The organism is Pseudomonas sp. RC10-4-2, from assembly GCF_050433085.1.
In the GTDB taxonomy this organism is placed as follows: Bacteria; Pseudomonadota; Gammaproteobacteria; order Pseudomonadales; family Pseudomonadaceae; genus Pseudomonas; species Pseudomonas aeruginosa.
Genome location: NZ_JBNPXX010000006.1, coordinates 180,169 through 195,630, shown reverse-complemented (window position 1 = coordinate 195,630; position 15,462 = coordinate 180,169). Strand labels below are relative to the sequence as shown.

Sequence of the window (15,462 nt, the reverse complement as noted above, 5' to 3'; positions counted from 1 at the left end):
GCCTACTTGTTCCCAGTGCTGCCCTCATCCACAGTGTCATCGAGTACGTTCTTAACAGCCGTGAGGACATACCATACGGAGGGCTACGCCCAAGCTGGGTAGCTCAGCGGCTCGAGCAGGAGGGATTGATTAGTCACCGGTGCGGGGCAGTCTTGCACTGGCAGGAGCACGGCTATCGCTTTTCCACGGTGGTCAGGATCGACCCCGAACAGATTTGGCCCGATAAGCGCTCGAGACCCGAAGCATTCGTTACCGGACCACTAGATAGCCAGGAGCTTGGGGTAATTGAAATCCTGGCGCATCCGAACGCCAGACGTCGTAGTCCGTCCCCGGTGCGCCTGGCAGCACTGGTTCGATCTTCGCTAGCCATACCTGCTGAGCCTCTTCATCCCATTGCAAATCCGCCAGTTCTTCATGCAGTGCTAGCCACCTATCCCGAATTGGCATCTCCCGAATGGTTTCCAGTGGCCAGGAGTAGCGACGCATGAGCGCATACTCAATGGCATCCATTCCCCATAGCCTCCAGCCTTTGTCACGTGCCAGTGAGTTACCAAGGGTACACAGCACAAAGACTTGGCTTATCCATTGCGCTCTGGCCATCGTCATAGGCAATCCGTCCCCCTTTTGTGAGTCAGGAACGCATGCCTGGATCTGGATAAGCATCTCGTCGTATCCAAAGCGGTATTCGTTCTTCATGCCGGACCTCCTGTGGTCTGGGTGGGTTTGTTTGGCGACGCCAACCTTACCACTGGATGTGTCCGGCTCCCTTCTAGCAGCGACCGTCACGCCTTCAGCGCTACCGGTCCTGCAACCTCATTTTTCATCTCATCTTCCGCTGCCAGTTGCCGGCCCACGCCGGCAAGGAGCCCATGCATGAACACTTCCCAGCCCCTGGTCACCCACCAGTGCATGAATTGTGACCAGCACCACCGACACCATTTGGTGCGCCAGGTTCTCCCCGCCGAGAACACCCCAGAAGGAGAAGCCGAGGTGTTGGTCTGCCCCTGCTGCGGGAGCTACGACATCCATCAGTTGGAGGCTGTCTTTGATGAACACTGACGCCCGCTTTCCGAGTATCCACGCCTCGGCCGCGTTCACCGACTCGGCGGTGGTTCATGCCAATCACGTTGGGGTCAACCCCATCGAGCTGGACGCCTTCAGCCAAGTGATCTCGCGCCTTTCTCGGGACGAGAGCACGGTCGCACCCAGCTCGATGGAGCGAGAGCTTCGTGAGCTGGAGGAACTGGGGTACATCGAGATCTCGACCACTCAGGCCGGGACCCTGGTGGTCACTACGCGCGCTCCGGGGCAACTGCTCTTGGCCTACTTCTGGTCGGTATGGATCCCACGGTACCTGTTCAGCTGCTCGCTAAGGGTGAGCTTGGTGCCACACCTCTGCTGCGGCACTCAGGACTCCCAGCACCTCACTGCGGTGTTCCGCATTGCAGGCAGCAAGGACGGTGCGCGTGAGTTCCTGCATCAGTTGGCCAACAACTATCCCGGGCATGAACCGGAGTTGCCCGAACTGGTGGCCGTTCAGGTCGGTGATGCACTCAGCAAGGAGGCCGAGTCATGAAGGCGTCCCAGACCTATCAGTGCATCGTCAAGTTCGATGGCGCCGGTTTCTGGACCAATACCATTCAGAAGCAGCGTGCGACCTGCACCTGGAGCGACAAGGTGGCAGCCTCCCGCCTTGCCGAACGACTGTTTGGCGAGGACAACGCATACATCACCCGTATGCCGGCACAGGCAGGCGACCACGAAAAGCGCATCGAGAGCCGCTGGGCGCTGTCCTGTAGAAATCCCAAGGAGGTAGCGCGCGATGCCTGACGTCACTGCCTACCGGCCGCTCGAGCACTTCCAGAAAGTCGAGCTGATGCTTGAGCTCAAGTTGCGTGAAGGTCCTTCGTGGATCTGTCTGAACTGCGGCTATCACCTGGATGGCAGCGGCGCACAGCCCTGCCCTGACTGCGGAAAGTCGCGCTACTGGACCAGCGGTTGGAGTGTAGGTCGTGGCCATCGCTTCTCGGCAGCAAGGGAAGAGTGGGAAAACCGCCTCAGGACACGGTCGTGGTCACCTGTCGCGTCAACGGCACCAGTAGCAACTGACGACGTATGCACTCAACTGCGCACAGAGGTCCGCATGCTGCGTTCCGCGCATGACGACCTGGCCTGCAGCCGGCAGAGCGATCGTCGCAGCCTTCAGGCGCTGGTGAAACGTCTCCTGGATGCCGCCGCCACCGATAACCTTCCCCGCTCCCTTGCAGAGATGGAGACCTGGCTGCAGCTCAACAGCGAGGAGACCACGAATGCGTAGTTTCCTTCGCGGCGCCCGGGAAAGCGTTCGCCGGCTGGTGGCCTTCGCTCAAGCAGAAGGCTGGAGCGTCGACCGCTCCGCAGGCGGCCACTTGAAGCTCAGCAAGATCGGCTGCGCCTCGATCTTCATTTCTTCCACGCCAAGCGACGCACGCGGCGAGCTCAATGCCCGCGCCCTGCTCCGTCGAGCCGACAGGCAGCGTTCCCTGAACCAGGAGTCTTTCTGATGCCTATCAAACACGCCATCGTCCACCTGATCGAGAAGAAGCCCGACGGCACCACGGCCATGCTCCACGCGCGCGACGCCGAGCTGGGCGACTCCCAGGCCATCGAGAACCTGCTGGCCGACCTCAACGAAAGCTACAACGCCAAGAACAAGGCCTGGGGCTTCTTCCAGGGCGAGTCCGGGGCCTACCCGTTCAGCGGCTGGCTCGGCGAGTACCTGGAGGGCGACCGCGACTTCGTCGGCTTCAGCCGCGAAGCGGTCGAGCACCTGCAAAAGCTGATGGAGGAGTCCAATCTCTCCACCGGCGGCCACGTCCTGTTCGCCCACTACCAGCAAGGCATGACCGACTACCTGGCGATCGCCCTGCTGCACCACAGCGAAGGCGTGGCGGTGAACGAGTCGCTGGAGGTCACCCCGTCGCGCCACCTGGACCTCGGCCAGTTGCACCTGGCCGCGCGGATCAACATTTCCGAATGGCGCAACAACAAGCAGTCGAAGCAGTACATCTCGTTCATCAAGGGCAAGGGCGGGAAGAAGGTCTCCGACTATTTCCGCGACTTCATCGGCTGCCAGGAAGGGGTGGATTCGCCGAGCGAGACGCGCACCCTGCTGAAAGCCTTCAGCGATTTCGTGGAAAGCGAGGACATGGCCGAGGAACAGGCCCGCGAGAAGACCGAGACGCTGGTCGACTACGCCACCTCGCAGGCGCGCATCGGCGAGCCGATGACCCTCGACGCGCTTTCGGAACTGATGGACGACCAGCAACCGCGGGCGTTCTACGACTACATCCGTAACAAGGACTACGGCCTGTCGCCGGAAATCCCGGCGGACAAGCGCACCCTCAACCAGTTCCGCCGCTTCACCGGCCGCGCCGAAGGCCTGTCGATCAGCTTCGAGGCGCACCTGCTGGGCTCCAGGATCGAGTACGACGAGGAGCGCGACACGCTGCAGATCAGCAGCCTCCCCACTCAACTCCGCGACCAGCTCAAGCGGCGCAAGGCCCAAATTGGAGAATGACCATGGCCCGAGAAACCGAAGATAAGTTCGTTGTCCGTATGCCCTTGGGCTTGCGCGATCAGCTAAAGCAAAAAGCCGCGCATAACCACCGTTCGGCCAACAGCGAGATCGTCTACCGACTGGAGCGCAGCAACGCGCTCGAAGAAGAACTCGCGCGAGCAAACCGAATGGTCGACGAACTCTTCGCCAAGAACCAGCGCCTGCAGGCTGAGCTGGCGGCGGCGAACACGCCTCAGGTGGCGGAGGCATGAGTATGGCCAAGATCAACCCGCAAGATCTGAAAGACCGGCTACTTGCCCCAGGTTTCACCGCGCCACCCAAGGTTCTGGAGCAGCTGTCGGACCCGGTCAGCGACACGCCCATGGTCCTGACGCTCGACCAGGTCCTCCCCTGGCACGATAACCCCCGGACCACTCGCAACCCCAAATTCGACGAGATCAAAGAGTCGATCCGGCACCGAGGCCTCGATACGCCACCACCGGTGACCCGGCGCCCCGGGGAAGACAAGTACCGGATCCGCAACGGCGGCAACACCCGCCTCGAGGCGCTCAACGAGCTCTACAAGGAGACCGGAGACAAGCGCTATTTCCGCTTCAACTGCCTGTTCAGGCCCTGGGACAAGCAGCGCGGCGAAATCATCGCGCTGACCGGTCATTTGGCCGAGAACGATCTGAAGGGTGACCTCAAGTTCATTGAACGAGCTATCGGAGTAAAAAAAGCGAAAGTCCTATATGAACAAGAAAGCGGCGGTGAAAGCATTTCCCAGCGTGAGCTGGCACGTCGGCTAAAAGCGGATGGCTACCCAGTATCTCAGTCCCACATAAGCAAAATGCTGGATACCGTTGAGTTCCTGCTTCCAGCCATACCAAGCATGCTGTACTCGGGCCTGGGGGTTGATCGTGTTTCTCGCATTCTCTCACTGCGCAAGGCCTCTCTGAGCTGCTGGAAACGCCTTTACTCCGGCGAGGGTATCGACTTCGAGATGCTGTTCCAGGACACGCTGGCAATCTTCGACAGTAGCCCTGACGAATTCATTTTCGAGCGTTTCCAGGACGAACTCATCGACCAGATGAAGCGACCCCTGGGCCTGCGTTATGACCAGATCCTGCTCGAGATCACCAACGGGCAGCAGGAACAACGCCGCAGCACTCTGGTCGACCTGCCCACACCTGCCGGGCCACCTGAAATTCCACCAGTTGGGCAGGAAAACCCTGCTGCGTCGTCTACTGGGCAAGCACAAATACAGAGCCCCGCTACCGGCCTCCAAACGTCCAAGACCAAGAGCCCCCCGGGTACATCTACCCTGCCAGCTCCGCCGCCACCAGTCCAACAACAGCAACTGACCGACGAGGAGCGTGCAGCGGTCTTGGCAGGCCATATCGTGAGCCCGGTATCGACCAAGATCCAGCAGACTCGCCAACGGCTTGCCGGCCTTGAGGGTGAACATCTACCTGTCTTCGATGAAACAGCCCTGCAGGCAGTCCCAGTGCAAGTCGGCGGTCTGCACCCGATCACCGACCTCTGGTACATCGAGCGGTCGATCGATACCCCCGAGATCCTGCGACAGCACATCGCTGACCTGGCTGAAGAGATCGCTCTGCACGTCGGCGCCCCTGGCGAAATCGTCAGGATCCAGGGCGGTGTGGGTTACACGTATCGCGAGCCCAGTGAAGACCGTGAGATTACTGATTCAGCGCTGCACCTCATGACGCTGCTTCAAGCGCTCAGCGGCCAGGTCCAAGTCGTTCTGAACACTCACGATCAACAGACCTGCCGCGATGCACTGGGTGAATTCCAGTTCTCAGCTGGCTTCGCTCAGTTGCTGCTGGGTCAACCCACCACAAGCGATCAACCAGCCAGCCAGGCAGGACGTCTCAATGACGCAGCCCTGGTGAAACTGTTCCGGATCATTCGTCTTGCCCGACGTCTGGTTGACCTTGAGCTGCCGCCGGCCGCCTCCGAGCAAGCAGCTACCGACCAGTGATTTCGCACGATTTGGGGAGAGATCGACATGTCGAAGTCGTTGATCAATGAAGCGGTGCTGACCCAGGTGCTCAACCACCTGCGCAACGGCCAGCTCAGGCGTTGTGCCGAGATGGGGCTGCGGCCGGAGATTCTGGCTCAGCTCCAACAGCCTGCTGTCATGAGCATCCTGACCAATACCCCGGTTTCCTGGGTAGACGTCAGAGTGAACATCGACGTCATGGAGAAAATCCTGGCCACCGCCGAGCGCAGCGCGCAGGAAGAGCTGCAAATCGAGCGCGCACTGAAGCTAGGAGCCACCACCACGATGATCCAGAGCTTCTTCGGCCTGTCGCCGGAGGACACCGCCACCAAGCGCTTGATCCTGGAGATCCACCCGCGCCGCGGTCGCTGGCGGCAGCTCGATGAACAGATCGAGCGCCAGATTTGGTTCCGCTGGGAGCATCTGATGCATGAAAACCAGGTCCGCCTTGAGGACAGCATGGAGTTGCTGGACATCGCGATGATCCTCACAGAGGAAATCAACGCCGGAATCGAACAAGACAGTCCAGAGTTCATCAGCCTCGCCATCGTTTGGTCTCTCATCCAGAGTTGGTTGAAAGACAACCTCTATCAACCAAACAGGAAAGGACAGGCCAAGCCCACCACCATTTACCTGGCCAGCGTCAGCGCTCACCTCCCCTCGCCTGCGGCTCACCCGCCACAGAGTCCCGCCCTGGAGATTGAGTCTGCGCAGCAGAAACTCCTCAACCCGGTTCAGTCGGATGGCGATACGACACCATGACAATGAGGCTGTCGCGCTTTCCCATTTCGACCTTGCTGGACTCGGCTTCGGGACATCTCGAGGACCACTTGTTTAAGAAGCGGCTTGCTGCCGAAAGCGGCGAACCGCTGGCTCAACAATATTCCGGCATCATTTTCAGCGGCAACCCGCATGAAACCGTTCCTCGGCGCTTGCTGCTGGATAAACGCCTCACCCCGCTGGAGCGGAACTGTTGGCAAGTGTTCCGCTTGCTCATCAACGACGACGGGCTGACTGCGTTCCCGACATACGAGCAGTTGCGCCCCTACCTCGGCATGCAACCGGGCAAGATTGCCTCGCGCGAAACCATCGCCAAGGCACTCACGGTTCTTCGTTTGACACGCTGGCTCAGTCTCGGCCGACGCCTGCGCAACGACCTCAACGGACAAGTACAGGGCAACGTCTACATCCTTCACGACGAGCCTGTCTCTCCAGCCGAAGCCTTGGAGTTGGACACCGACTACATGCAGTTGCTGAGCCAGTCCACCGGCCACAGCAACCGAGCCATACGCGAAATCGGCCAGATCACCTGGCGGGAGTTCAGGGATGACCCGGACGTTGGTCGCCGCCTCCCAACCCATCTGGAGAAGCTCGAGGGACGCTTGAACCACCAGCAATGGGCTATCGATAGTCAGCTCGAAGCGGATCCAGCGGCAGAGTTCGGCATCCGAACTCTGCCCGATCTACCTCATTCAACCCCGAGTTCGGATGCCGAACTCAGTGAAATCAGCGGCAAGCAATGCGCTTTACCGCTGAGTTCGGATGCCGAACCCAGACAGAATCCGCCGAGTACGCCCTTGGTTCGGATGCCGAACTCATATAGTACGTATACATACAAACAAGATTCTGTATGTAAAAAGCCAGTACAACCGCGAACACGCGAGGAAGCCCATCCGAACTGGCAGGGCCTCTTGCACGCACTGGAGGCCGAGCAACGGATCCAAGCCGTAAGCGCGCTCCGACGGGTGTCCGAGGATCTTCGGCTACCCATCATCGAGCAGTGGCAGCACCGATGTGCCGGCGGAACCGTCGGTAATCCGTTCGGCTACCTCATGACGCTCATCCAGCGTGCAGTCCAGGGAAAGTTCAACGCTTCTTGGGCTCCGGAAGAACCGGCTGAACGAGCCATCCCAGCAGCGGAACGCCCCAGTCGTGCTCCGGCCTCACCAAGCCCCACGACGCCTGAACAGCACCAGGTTCAAATGCGGGGTGATACCCGGACAGGGAGCGAGGTCCTCAGCCGGCTCAAGGACCTCATTCGGCCCAGGCACGGATCGAGCGTGCCATCCGAGCGGGGTGATGAGCCATGAGAAAGTCTCGGCCGGGCGTTGTGCGTTTTCACAGCGGCCTAGGTGTTTCGGCCCGAAACACTCAGTCAGGTCCTGACCTCGGCACCGAAGGCGAGCTGGTTGGTTCCACTGGAACCACTCCACCAGGAACTGACTTCGGCGCCGACGGCGAACTGGGTGTTGCGGCCCGCAACACTCTGCCAAGGAACGACCTCGGCGCCGGCGGCGAACTGGGTGTTGCGGCCCGCAACACTCTGCCAAGGAACGACCTCGGCGCCGGCGGCGAGCTGGGTGATTCGGCCCGAATCACCTCGCCAGGTCCTGACCTCGGCGCCGGCGGCGAACTGGGTGATTCGGCCCGAATCACTTCGCCAGGTCCTGACCTCGGCGCCGGCGGCGAACTGGGTGATTCGGCCCGAATCACTCTGCCAGGACCAAGCCACGGCACCGGCGACGAGCTGGGTGGTGCGGGCCGCACCACTCTGCTAGGACCAAGCCACGGCGCCGGCGGCGAGCTGGGTGCCTTACTCCGAGTCGCCAGGGGAAATTCCCCAGCGGCGAGCCATGTATTTCCTACTGCGCGCTCCTACCCCAATCAGCACGATGTGCCGAACCTCTTCCCTATAAAGGAACACTGCACCATGGCTGAAACCCATCGGCTTCAGATCGGCTCTCTCCGCAGCGATGTCGCCCTGACGCTTCACACCTATCACGCCGCCCGCATCTGGACCGGCCGGCAGAAGTCGGATGCCAAGCACAGCATCCTCGGCCTCAGCGGCTTCTGCGCATACGTGAATCGCATGCACCGCGGGGCAGCACAGGACGATCCGTACTCCGACTGGTGGCTGGTTCAGATCGAAGAGAAAGTCGAGAGCTGCCAAGCCGCGCTCAAGGCCATCGACCAGCGGCTGGATGACGTCATGGCCAAGCTGCCTGCGACCCTCGACATCTCCCAGAACCTGTCGGTCACTCCGGTCAAGGTCCCCCTGTTCATTTCCAACCCGCTGGGCTTCAAGGCGGTCTATCTCCTGACCAACTACGACGAACTCGCCCGTCGAATCCTGCTGGCCCAGCACGTCGGGCTGGTCGGTCGCCGCGACATGGAAGTCTGGCTCGACGAAGGTGCGTCGGTGCTGCGCAGCCTCTTTGGTCTGGCCCAGAGCTACCAGTTCTCGGGCGCCACTCGCGACGACTTCGCCGCAAACAATGCTCGCGCCGAAGCCGCGCGGAAGATGTACGAGAAGTTCGGCGAGATCCCGCAGGAAATCCTTGAGGGCACCCGACGCTCGAACTTCGCTCCGCCGATCACCCGGGGCCGCTCTGACAGTGATGCCGATGATGACGCTGACCGTGTCGGGCTCGAGGACTGATCGGAATGCGGCAGCTCGATAAGGACCAGCAAGGCGCTCTGCAACAAAGTGCCTTCCGCCCACTGCAACAAACTGCCTTCCAGGCGCTGCAACACAGTGCCTCACTAAAAGGCCTTTTAAAGCCTTTTAAAGGTAATAGGGAGCTGGCCCAGTTGGCGGAACAGTGCGAAGCCCTGGAGCAGGGATTGCGTGAACTTGCCCAGGGACTGCTGGCCCAGGTTCGTCGCCCTCCCTTCACTCTTCTGCCCACCCGACTCATCGAGCAGCGCACATCCGCCCACACAACCTTTCTTCGCTGGCAGCACATTGCAACCCGGCGGATGGGCGTCGGGGTGTGGGTGGAAATGCTGCGCCAGGACAAGACCCCGGAATACCTGCTGCAAGACCTCTACGAGATGGAACTGCAGCGCATCACCCTCAACATGCAGATCAGCCTGATCCACTCCATCGGCAAGCAGGCCGCCGAGTGCGCGGAAAAGATGGGCCAGGCCGAGGCCGAGTTCATGGGCCGACTGCAGCAGAGCACCAACCACCACTGACTGGAGATTCATCATGGCTACCCCCGTCTTCTGGGAAGGCAACATTGGCTCGGCGCCGGAGCACCGCAGCTTCCCCAACGGCAACAATCCTCCGCGGCAGTTGCTGCGACTGAACGTGATGTTCGACAACTCGATTCCCGATGGCCAAGGTGGCTACAAGGATCGCGGCGGCTTCTGGTGCAGCGTCGAATGGTGGCATCAGGATGCCCAGCGCTTCGCCGAACTGTTCACGAAAGGTATGCGCGTCAAGGTCGAAGGCAGGGCCATTATGGACCGCTGGCCGGACAAAGAGTCAGGCGAAGAAGTCCAGGCGCTGAAGGTCGAAGCCTCGCGCATTTCCATCCTTCCGCATCGCCTGGCCGAGGTCACCCTGTTGCCGTCTACCAACGGCCAATCGACTCAACATCAGCAGTCTCGACAGGTGCCTCAGCAACCTGCTCAGCAAGATGCGCACTCGCAGCAGGACTACGACAGCGCCTTCGACGACGACATCCCCATGTAGCAGGTGGCTTAATTTTTGGCCGCCCATTCGTGAAGCTGCGGGTGGCAAGCACCACTCTTCGCCACCCGCAGCTTCGACAAAGCCCCCCGCAGGAAACTCCGCCATGAACAGCAAAGATGACCAAGCAGGCTCACATTGCTCATTTCGGGATCGCGATGAGCCGTTGACCAGGCAGCCCCTCAGCGCCGACGAGATATCAGTTCTGGAGTGCATGGCGCTTATGGAGGAAGAAGATCGCGCAGCTTTCATACGGATGGCCCAAGGCATTGCCGACGCGACGGTGAAACGCCGGTCTTAATTTTCCGCGCCCACTCGTGAAGTTGCAGGTGGCAAGAACCTCTCTTCGCCGCCCGCAGCCTCGACAAGCATTCCAGCGACTGGAGCAACCGCAATGAACAGTTATGCCGGCAAAAGCTGATAAACCAGCATCCTTAATTTTGGCCGCCCGTCGGAAATTTCGACCAGTACGAGGTGCAGTGTGTCAAAGAGAGCGACCGATACCGACAAGCTGGACAGACGACACTTCAACGATCCCCACCGGACTGTACGGGCTATTGGTGCTGAGGCTGCGCGGAAAGGGCTACAGGTGTTCGACTGCCCCTACAGTCATCCTGCGATGCGGGCGTCCTGGTTGAAAGGGTTTGCCCAGGAGCAGCAACAACAGCTCGATTTCTGAAAGCTGAGCTCCCTTTTCCCCTCGGTTCTTCCCGGCGAGACCTAGCAGATGGACATTTGTCCTACTTATTCGTCGTCCAGGGGTTCCAACTCCCCATAGAGGGGGATTTCATCCAAGTACATGTCTTCGGGACGGGCCAGCTCATAGGCGCGGAGAATCTTATGTGCCAGGGCAACTGCTTGATCCTTCGGAACAACTAAACGCACTAGGTCGGGGTAGTGGGACTTTCTGGCCCAGATCGTTTGTCCTTTGCCTACTGTGAATTCGTGATCCTTTGTAGCCATGCTGGCTTCCTCGTTACTGAGCAGCCGGAGTGGGCTGCGGGCCAACCAGATACTCGCCGTCACGGAGCCAAGACTGCTCAGCGCCGTTGAACGATTTGAATTTCCTTCCCCACTTCGCCTGGTTGATCAGCACCGGGAAAGGCTCGGAGACACCGTTCTCGAAGTACCAAAACAGGCCATCGATCTCGGGAACGCTTGTGAACTTGTCCACTCCTGTTTTCCTCGGCTACACGATTGGGGTGACCCAATCCTCAACTCTCAAGCCGGGTACGCGGTCGAACTCGCGGCGGTTATTGGTGACCACGATCAGGCCCTGAGAGCGGGCGTGCCCGGCGATCATCTGGTCATAGGGGCCGATTTGCTTGCCGAGGCGGGCCAGTTCAGCGCGGAGCTGGCCGGTGTGGGCGGCAGCTTCCTGGTCGTACTTGAGCACCTCCAGACGAGCAGCGAAGCCTTCCACGTCCGCAAGATTGCGCGAGGGATTCGAGGACTTCTCTGCGCCGTAGATCAGCTCCATCAGCGTCACGGTGCTGATGCACATCTGGTCGTGGTGGCGCAGGAACGCCTCGCGCACCTCTTGCGGGCGGTTTTTGATGGTGAAGATGCAGATGTTGGTATCAAGCATGAACTTGAGCATCAGAAAGTCTCGCGCTCCTGATCGGCAGGCTGTTCACGCTCTGCCATAAAGTCGGCAGTAACGCCCTCGCTATCGAACCAGCTATCCCAAGACTCGCCGGCAGGCGTGATGATTCTGGCGCGCCCCACAGCGACCACATCCACACGCTTAACGTCATCAGGAAGCGCGACGGCCTTGGGCAGTCTTACGGCCTGGCTACGATTGCTCTGAAAAACAGAACCTTGTTCCACGACACACCTCACGGGATATATCAAACGTATATCCCATAGTATTCACCTCTCGGGATATGTCAATGGGATATACGAAAATGGCTTTATAACGCGACCTCGAAGGCCCGCCGGATGGTGTCCTGACACAAGCCAAGCTAGGTCTTGGAATGGTCCAGGCAGGTGTGCCCGTTGCCCAGGAGCAGCAACAGCAGCTCGACTTCTGATGACTTTACCCTTCAGTTCCTCCCGAAAACTGCAACAGCGCACCGTCCATTTCGCATTGTTGGCCCGCTCTCTGATCGCGACAGTTCAACCGACTGTTCCGAGAGATTCCGCCGATGCACCTCGTAATCATTGAAGCCCCGGGCAAGCTGAAAAAGCTGAGGTCCCTTCTCCCCTCGATTCGTCCCGACGTGACCTGGCAGGTCGAGGCGACAGCCGGCCACATCAGAGACCTCCCCGTTTACGGCCAGGATCCGCAGATGCTCACCGTCGGCGTGGGCCAGGATTTCAAACCGCACTACCAGATCCTCTCGGGCAAGGAAAAAACCGTCGCACGGCTGAAGGAGCTGCGGCAGAAAGCTCTGGAGATCTACGTCGCATCCGACCCGGATCGCGAAGGCGAAAGCATTGGCTGGCACATCCTCCAGGCTGCCGGGATCAAGAACTACAAGCGCGTTGCCTTCAAAGAAATCACCAAGTCATGCATCAGCGCCGAACTCAGCTCGCCGCGTCGCCTGGACCTCCCGAAGGTCGCCTCGCAGGAATGCCGTCGCGTCATCGATCGCCTGGTGGGGTATCTGGTCACGCCAGAGTTGCGGCGCGTGATGGGTAGGCCAACCACCGCCGGGCGCGTGCAGTCCGTCGCGGTGTACCTGGTGGTCCTGCGAGAGCGGGAGATCCGCGCCTTCACAGCAATCAAACACTTCGGGGTGGAACTGACCTTCGTTTCGCCCAGCGACGGCCGTACCTGGACGGCGGAATGGGATCCAGTGCCCGTGTTTGCCAGCAAGGAGTTCCCGTATCTCCAGGATCGTCAACTCGCAGAACTGGTGGGGGCTACACGTAATGTCATCGTCGAGACTTGCATCGATGGCGAAGAAACCGATACGCCTCCGCCACCTTTCATCTCCTCCTCGCTCCAGATGGCCGCCGGGAATGCGCTGAAGTGGTCACCCGACAAGACGATGAAGATCGCCCAGCGGCTGTATGAACAGGGGCTCATCACCTACCACCGGACGGACAACCCGAATATTTCGAAGGACTCCATGCCGGATATCCGTGCTGTCGCCAAGGCATTGGGGCTGAAGTGTGTAGAGCAACAGCGGATGTTCAAAGCGGACCAAGACGCCCAGGAAGGCCATCCCGCCATCACCCCTACCGACTGGATGGCCGCTACCGCCGGTGAAACTGCTGATGAGCAGGCGCTGTACCAGCTCATTCGAGTCCGCGCGCTTGCCAGCCAGATCGAAGCTGCCGTGTACGCAGTGAGAACCATCACCCTCCTGGGCGTCGGCCCCGACAAAAAGCCGCTGTGCTTCGGCGCCAAAGGGAAGCTGTTGAACGTGCCTGGTTGGAGAAAACTGCTGCAGGGCGATGACGCCGAGGAGCAGAAGAACGAAACGCCCTCAAACCCCATTCCGGCGCTGGAGCCAGGCCAGATACTCAAGGTCTACAGCGGCGAGATCCTGGAGAAGAAAACCACCCCTCCCAAGCGATTCACCGACGCCAGTCTGGTGGGCGAGATGAAGCGCCGCGGGATTGGTCGGCCATCCTCCTACGCCTCGATCGTGAAGAACATCATCGACAAGGGCCAGGTGCAGATGAAGGGGCGAAGCCTGGTCCCCGGCGAGCTGGGCGAGGCCACCATCGCGCTCCTGGAGCACAACTTCAGCTTCCTCAGCCTCGACTTCACCCGCAACCTCGAGGTCGCCTTGGACCGGATCGCCAACAGCGAGGATACCTACATGAACGTGGTCCAGCAGTTCTACCAGCTACTACAGACAGAGCTGCAGACACTCCGCGCGCTCCCCAGCGCACAGGACGAACCACGCGCAAGCTCCACCACCAATATCTCCTCGGCGCCGACCAGCGACTTCCTTTGCGGCAAGTGCGGTCTGCCCCTGGTCCACCGCAAGAAAGCCGGCAAGGGCGGCTTCGACTTCTGGGGTTGCAGCGGCTTTCGCACCACAGGGTGCAAGGTCAGCTACCCCACCAAGAACGGCCAACCTGACTTCGACAACCCGCGCGGGCTATAGGTAATACATGAACATGCAAACCAGCACCGACAGGAACCTCAATTTCGACTTTGTGCGCAGGCAAGTCGAGCAACCGCCAGCTTGGGCCTCTGAAGTCCTGCTGTCATGGGAGGAAGCCTACCCTCAGGAAAAGCACGCCTTCCTTCAAAGCCACTACTGGACCGAGACGGGATCGATCAATGTGTTCCGCGTCGTGGGTACGGACCACTGGGATTACCAAGGAAAGTCCTGGCTCGACTTCCTCACTGGCGGCAAGCGAATGCAGCGAAACCTGCAGGCCTTGCTGGACAACCCGAGCTACTACCTGCAGCCAACGGAGCGCAGGCCCGCGATCCACTACAACACGCTCGATGGCTTGAGCTTCTACGTCGGCTCCGACGGCAACCACCGCACCTGTATTGCCCGATTCTTCCTGGCCGAACAGCAGAAAAGCCAGCTTCACGACGTGACGCTCAACCACTACCAGGTCAACGACAGCTTCTACCGCCTGTACGGGCAACTTCGGCAACAGATCCTGCTACAGGGTCTGCCTGTGCAAATTCATCCGGAACGTGTGCAGTTGGGCCGGGAAGATACTGCTGGCTGGAAGATGGATACCTACCAGACAACATTGAATTGGCTGGACCTCAAAACCCAGGAGCAAATATCTCTAAACGAAGCCCAGGCGCGAGAGCAACTCATCGACCTCATGCGGGGAAAGCCGTCTGTGGGACAACCATTGGGTTGGAAAGCTCGGTTGAAACTACTTATCTCAGGGTGAGCAACTGCCTTCCAAGCATGCAATTCGCGTCTTGGGATATTCCACTGACAGTACCTTTCCTCAGTAGCCGCCCCCTATCTCAAGCCCCAAACGCATATAGAACAACATTTAATCAAAGACTAACTACGCAATAAAAAATCCAATTCTTGGAGCCGCCCCTAGAATCGACAGTACCTTTTGGTAGATATTATTGTCGCCACACATGACCAACAAGAAATTATCAGCCGCAGCTATAGAGAGACTTTCCAGCAAAACACATTCCACCTCGTCGGCCCGTAAAATACATATAGCCATGTCAGGCAGATGACTACGCGACACCACGGACACTCCGCTAATCGAGCAGGCCACATGTATAGAAACTTCTTTCCCCTCTACATGAGTACGTAGAATCTCGAAGCCATTCCCGTGCTGCATAGATGCTTTAGTGCTAGAAATATACATATAGATCCATCAGACCATTCTGAAACCAACAGCCTATCTTACAAGCAGGAACAGCCACCCTAACAAAACCCTAACTATTATGCCGCATATGGGCGAGACAAACTAGTACTCCCAGCGCCTTCTTAATATTCCAAATTTTCTAGAAAAAAGAAA

General features: G+C 59.4%; 23 protein-coding genes. 17 read left to right on the top strand and 6 right to left on the bottom strand.

Annotated elements, in window-relative coordinates:
* Nucleotides 1–249 precede the first annotated feature (249 nt).
* Nucleotides 250–696: a hypothetical protein gene (locus tag FHW81_RS24705; RefSeq protein ID WP_003117028.1), complete on the bottom strand. Its 447-nt coding sequence runs from the start codon at nt 694–696 to the stop codon at nt 250–252.
* 177 nt (nt 697–873) lie between these two features.
* Here FHW81_RS24705 and FHW81_RS24700 point away from each other — a divergent pair, with 177 nt between their 5' ends.
* Genes FHW81_RS24700 through FHW81_RS24655 form a run of 10 tightly spaced genes read left to right on the top strand, consistent with a single transcriptional unit; the run spans nt 874 to nt 7,654 of the window.
* Nucleotides 874–1,059, top strand: a complete 186-nt coding sequence (locus tag FHW81_RS24700) for a hypothetical protein (RefSeq protein ID WP_089030096.1) — start codon at nt 874–876, stop codon at nt 1,057–1,059.
* The gene (locus FHW81_RS24695) at nt 1,049–1,576 is read left to right on the top strand and encodes a hypothetical protein (RefSeq protein WP_089030097.1); all 528 of its coding nucleotides are present in this window, start codon (nt 1,049–1,051) and stop codon (nt 1,574–1,576) included. The genes FHW81_RS24700 and FHW81_RS24695 overlap by 11 nt, the downstream gene beginning before the upstream one ends.
* Nucleotides 1,573–1,830 carry a hypothetical protein gene (locus tag FHW81_RS24690; protein WP_049305835.1) on the top strand — a complete coding sequence of 86 codons (258 nt, stop codon included), beginning with the start codon at nt 1,573–1,575 and terminating at the stop codon, nt 1,828–1,830. The genes FHW81_RS24695 and FHW81_RS24690 overlap by 4 nt, the downstream gene beginning before the upstream one ends.
* Complete coding sequence (locus FHW81_RS24685; RefSeq protein ID WP_126587553.1) at nt 1,823–2,317, top strand: hypothetical protein; 495 nt, start codon at nt 1,823–1,825, stop codon at nt 2,315–2,317. The genes FHW81_RS24690 and FHW81_RS24685 overlap by 8 nt, the downstream gene beginning before the upstream one ends.
* Nucleotides 2,310–2,543, top strand: a complete 234-nt coding sequence (locus tag FHW81_RS24680; RefSeq protein WP_003103841.1) for a hypothetical protein — start codon at nt 2,310–2,312, stop codon at nt 2,541–2,543. The genes FHW81_RS24685 and FHW81_RS24680 overlap by 8 nt, the downstream gene beginning before the upstream one ends.
* Nucleotides 2,543–3,559 (top strand): nucleoid-associated protein YejK, encoded by a 1,017-nt coding sequence (yejK, locus tag FHW81_RS24675; RefSeq protein WP_425213070.1) that lies wholly within the window; start codon nt 2,543–2,545, stop codon nt 3,557–3,559. The genes FHW81_RS24680 and yejK overlap by 1 nt, the downstream gene beginning before the upstream one ends.
* A gap of 2 nt (nt 3,560–3,561) precedes the next feature.
* Entirely contained in the window at nt 3,562–3,810 is a 249-nt protein-coding gene (locus FHW81_RS24670) for an Arc family DNA-binding protein (RefSeq protein ID WP_019396767.1), read from the top strand.
* On the top strand, nt 3,807–5,543 hold the full coding sequence (locus FHW81_RS24665; RefSeq protein WP_089030128.1) for a ParB family protein: 1,737 nt from the start codon (nt 3,807–3,809) through the stop codon (nt 5,541–5,543). The genes FHW81_RS24670 and FHW81_RS24665 overlap by 4 nt, the downstream gene beginning before the upstream one ends.
* A 27-nt stretch (nt 5,544–5,570) precedes the next feature.
* Nucleotides 5,571–6,326, top strand: coding sequence for a DUF2857 domain-containing protein (locus FHW81_RS24660; protein WP_034063945.1), 756 nt, complete (start codon nt 5,571–5,573; stop codon nt 6,324–6,326).
* A gap of 2 nt (nt 6,327–6,328) precedes the next feature.
* Entirely contained in the window at nt 6,329–7,654 is a 1,326-nt protein-coding gene (locus FHW81_RS24655; protein ID WP_034063948.1) for an STY4528 family pathogenicity island replication protein, read from the top strand.
* 65 nt (nt 7,655–7,719) lie between these two features.
* On the opposite strand, the gene FHW81_RS24650 is transcribed toward FHW81_RS24655, so the two are convergent.
* A complete protein-coding gene (locus FHW81_RS24650) occupies nt 7,720–8,076 on the bottom strand; it encodes a hypothetical protein (protein ID WP_217941763.1) in 357 nt (118 codons plus the stop codon).
* 198 nt (nt 8,077–8,274) lie between these two features.
* Between FHW81_RS24650 and FHW81_RS24645 the strand changes: the two genes are divergently transcribed.
* From FHW81_RS24645 to crpP, 5 genes are all read left to right on the top strand, one after another.
* On the top strand, nt 8,275–9,003 hold the full coding sequence (locus tag FHW81_RS24645) for a PFL_4669 family integrating conjugative element protein (protein WP_089030130.1): 729 nt from the start codon (nt 8,275–8,277) through the stop codon (nt 9,001–9,003).
* A 5-nt stretch (nt 9,004–9,008) separates the two neighbouring features.
* Complete coding sequence (locus tag FHW81_RS24640) at nt 9,009–9,542, top strand: DUF3158 family protein (protein WP_023104172.1); 534 nt, start codon at nt 9,009–9,011, stop codon at nt 9,540–9,542.
* A gap of 13 nt (nt 9,543–9,555) precedes the next feature.
* Entirely contained in the window at nt 9,556–10,044 is a 489-nt protein-coding gene (locus tag FHW81_RS24635) for a single-stranded DNA-binding protein (protein WP_023104171.1), read from the top strand.
* Nucleotides 10,045–10,147: 103 nt separating this feature from the next.
* Complete coding sequence (locus FHW81_RS24630; protein ID WP_034063955.1) at nt 10,148–10,342, top strand: hypothetical protein; 195 nt, start codon at nt 10,148–10,150, stop codon at nt 10,340–10,342.
* Nucleotides 10,343–10,522: 180 nt separating this feature from the next.
* Complete coding sequence (gene crpP, locus FHW81_RS24625; RefSeq protein WP_079391506.1) at nt 10,523–10,720, top strand: ICE-associated protein CrpP; 198 nt, start codon at nt 10,523–10,525, stop codon at nt 10,718–10,720.
* A gap of 65 nt (nt 10,721–10,785) precedes the next feature.
* Here the strand turns inward: crpP and FHW81_RS24620 are convergent, their stop codons facing one another.
* The 4 genes from FHW81_RS24620 to vapB are packed head-to-tail and all read right to left on the bottom strand — an operon-like array spanning nt 10,786 to nt 11,871.
* Nucleotides 10,786–11,004, bottom strand: a complete 219-nt coding sequence (locus FHW81_RS24620) for a hypothetical protein (protein ID WP_023104170.1) — start codon at nt 11,002–11,004, stop codon at nt 10,786–10,788.
* A gap of 13 nt (nt 11,005–11,017) precedes the next feature.
* Entirely contained in the window at nt 11,018–11,215 is a 198-nt protein-coding gene (locus FHW81_RS24615; protein ID WP_023104169.1) for a hypothetical protein, read from the bottom strand.
* A 15-nt stretch (nt 11,216–11,230) separates the two neighbouring features.
* Nucleotides 11,231–11,641: a type II toxin-antitoxin system tRNA(fMet)-specific endonuclease VapC gene (gene vapC, locus FHW81_RS24610; RefSeq protein ID WP_003134109.1), complete on the bottom strand. Its 411-nt coding sequence runs from the start codon at nt 11,639–11,641 to the stop codon at nt 11,231–11,233.
* Entirely contained in the window at nt 11,641–11,871 is a 231-nt protein-coding gene (gene vapB / locus FHW81_RS24605; protein WP_031628173.1) for a type II toxin-antitoxin system VapB family antitoxin, read from the bottom strand. Before vapB ends, vapC begins: the two co-directional genes overlap by 1 nt.
* Nucleotides 11,872–12,188: 317 nt before the next feature.
* Between vapB and topA the strand changes: the two genes are divergently transcribed.
* On the top strand, nt 12,189–14,108 hold the full coding sequence (gene topA / locus FHW81_RS24600; protein WP_023119716.1) for a type I DNA topoisomerase: 1,920 nt from the start codon (nt 12,189–12,191) through the stop codon (nt 14,106–14,108).
* Between the two features lie 13 nt (nt 14,109–14,121).
* The gene (locus tag FHW81_RS24595) at nt 14,122–14,868 is read left to right on the top strand and encodes a hypothetical protein (protein WP_228381725.1); all 747 of its coding nucleotides are present in this window, start codon (nt 14,122–14,124) and stop codon (nt 14,866–14,868) included.
* Nucleotides 14,869–15,462 lie beyond the last annotated feature (594 nt).

What these genes read in the sequence shown, in the direction of transcription:
- FHW81_RS24695 (WP_089030097.1), top strand. Translation starts at nt 1,049, where the DNA reads ATGAACACTGACGCCCGCTTTCCGAGTATCCACGCCTCGGCCGCGTTC.
- FHW81_RS24700 (WP_089030096.1), top strand. Translation starts at nt 874, where the DNA reads ATGAACACTTCCCAGCCCCTGGTCACCCACCAGTGCATGAATTGTGAC.
- FHW81_RS24660 (WP_034063945.1), top strand. Translation starts at nt 5,571, where the DNA reads ATGTCGAAGTCGTTGATCAATGAAGCGGTGCTGACCCAGGTGCTCAAC.
- vapC (WP_003134109.1), bottom strand. Translation starts at nt 11,641, where the DNA reads ATGCTCAAGTTCATGCTTGATACCAACATCTGCATCTTCACCATCAAA.
- FHW81_RS24670 (WP_019396767.1), top strand. Translation starts at nt 3,562, where the DNA reads ATGGCCCGAGAAACCGAAGATAAGTTCGTTGTCCGTATGCCCTTGGGC.
- FHW81_RS24635 (WP_023104171.1), top strand. Translation starts at nt 9,556, where the DNA reads ATGGCTACCCCCGTCTTCTGGGAAGGCAACATTGGCTCGGCGCCGGAG.
- FHW81_RS24680 (WP_003103841.1), top strand. Translation starts at nt 2,310, where the DNA reads ATGCGTAGTTTCCTTCGCGGCGCCCGGGAAAGCGTTCGCCGGCTGGTG.
- FHW81_RS24705 (WP_003117028.1), bottom strand. Translation starts at nt 696, where the DNA reads ATGAAGAACGAATACCGCTTTGGATACGACGAGATGCTTATCCAGATC.
- FHW81_RS24645 (WP_089030130.1), top strand. Translation starts at nt 8,275, where the DNA reads ATGGCTGAAACCCATCGGCTTCAGATCGGCTCTCTCCGCAGCGATGTC.
- FHW81_RS24655 (WP_034063948.1), top strand. Translation starts at nt 6,329, where the DNA reads ATGAGGCTGTCGCGCTTTCCCATTTCGACCTTGCTGGACTCGGCTTCG.
- topA (WP_023119716.1), top strand. Translation starts at nt 12,189, where the DNA reads ATGCACCTCGTAATCATTGAAGCCCCGGGCAAGCTGAAAAAGCTGAGG.
- FHW81_RS24690 (WP_049305835.1), top strand. Translation starts at nt 1,573, where the DNA reads ATGAAGGCGTCCCAGACCTATCAGTGCATCGTCAAGTTCGATGGCGCC.
- FHW81_RS24630 (WP_034063955.1), top strand. Translation starts at nt 10,148, where the DNA reads ATGAACAGCAAAGATGACCAAGCAGGCTCACATTGCTCATTTCGGGAT.
- FHW81_RS24640 (WP_023104172.1), top strand. Translation starts at nt 9,009, where the DNA reads ATGCGGCAGCTCGATAAGGACCAGCAAGGCGCTCTGCAACAAAGTGCC.
- FHW81_RS24665 (WP_089030128.1), top strand. Translation starts at nt 3,807, where the DNA reads ATGAGTATGGCCAAGATCAACCCGCAAGATCTGAAAGACCGGCTACTT.
- yejK (WP_425213070.1), top strand. Translation starts at nt 2,543, where the DNA reads ATGCCTATCAAACACGCCATCGTCCACCTGATCGAGAAGAAGCCCGAC.
- FHW81_RS24595 (WP_228381725.1), top strand. Translation starts at nt 14,122, where the DNA reads ATGCAAACCAGCACCGACAGGAACCTCAATTTCGACTTTGTGCGCAGG.
- FHW81_RS24685 (WP_126587553.1), top strand. Translation starts at nt 1,823, where the DNA reads ATGCCTGACGTCACTGCCTACCGGCCGCTCGAGCACTTCCAGAAAGTC.
- FHW81_RS24620 (WP_023104170.1), bottom strand. Translation starts at nt 11,004, where the DNA reads ATGGCTACAAAGGATCACGAATTCACAGTAGGCAAAGGACAAACGATC.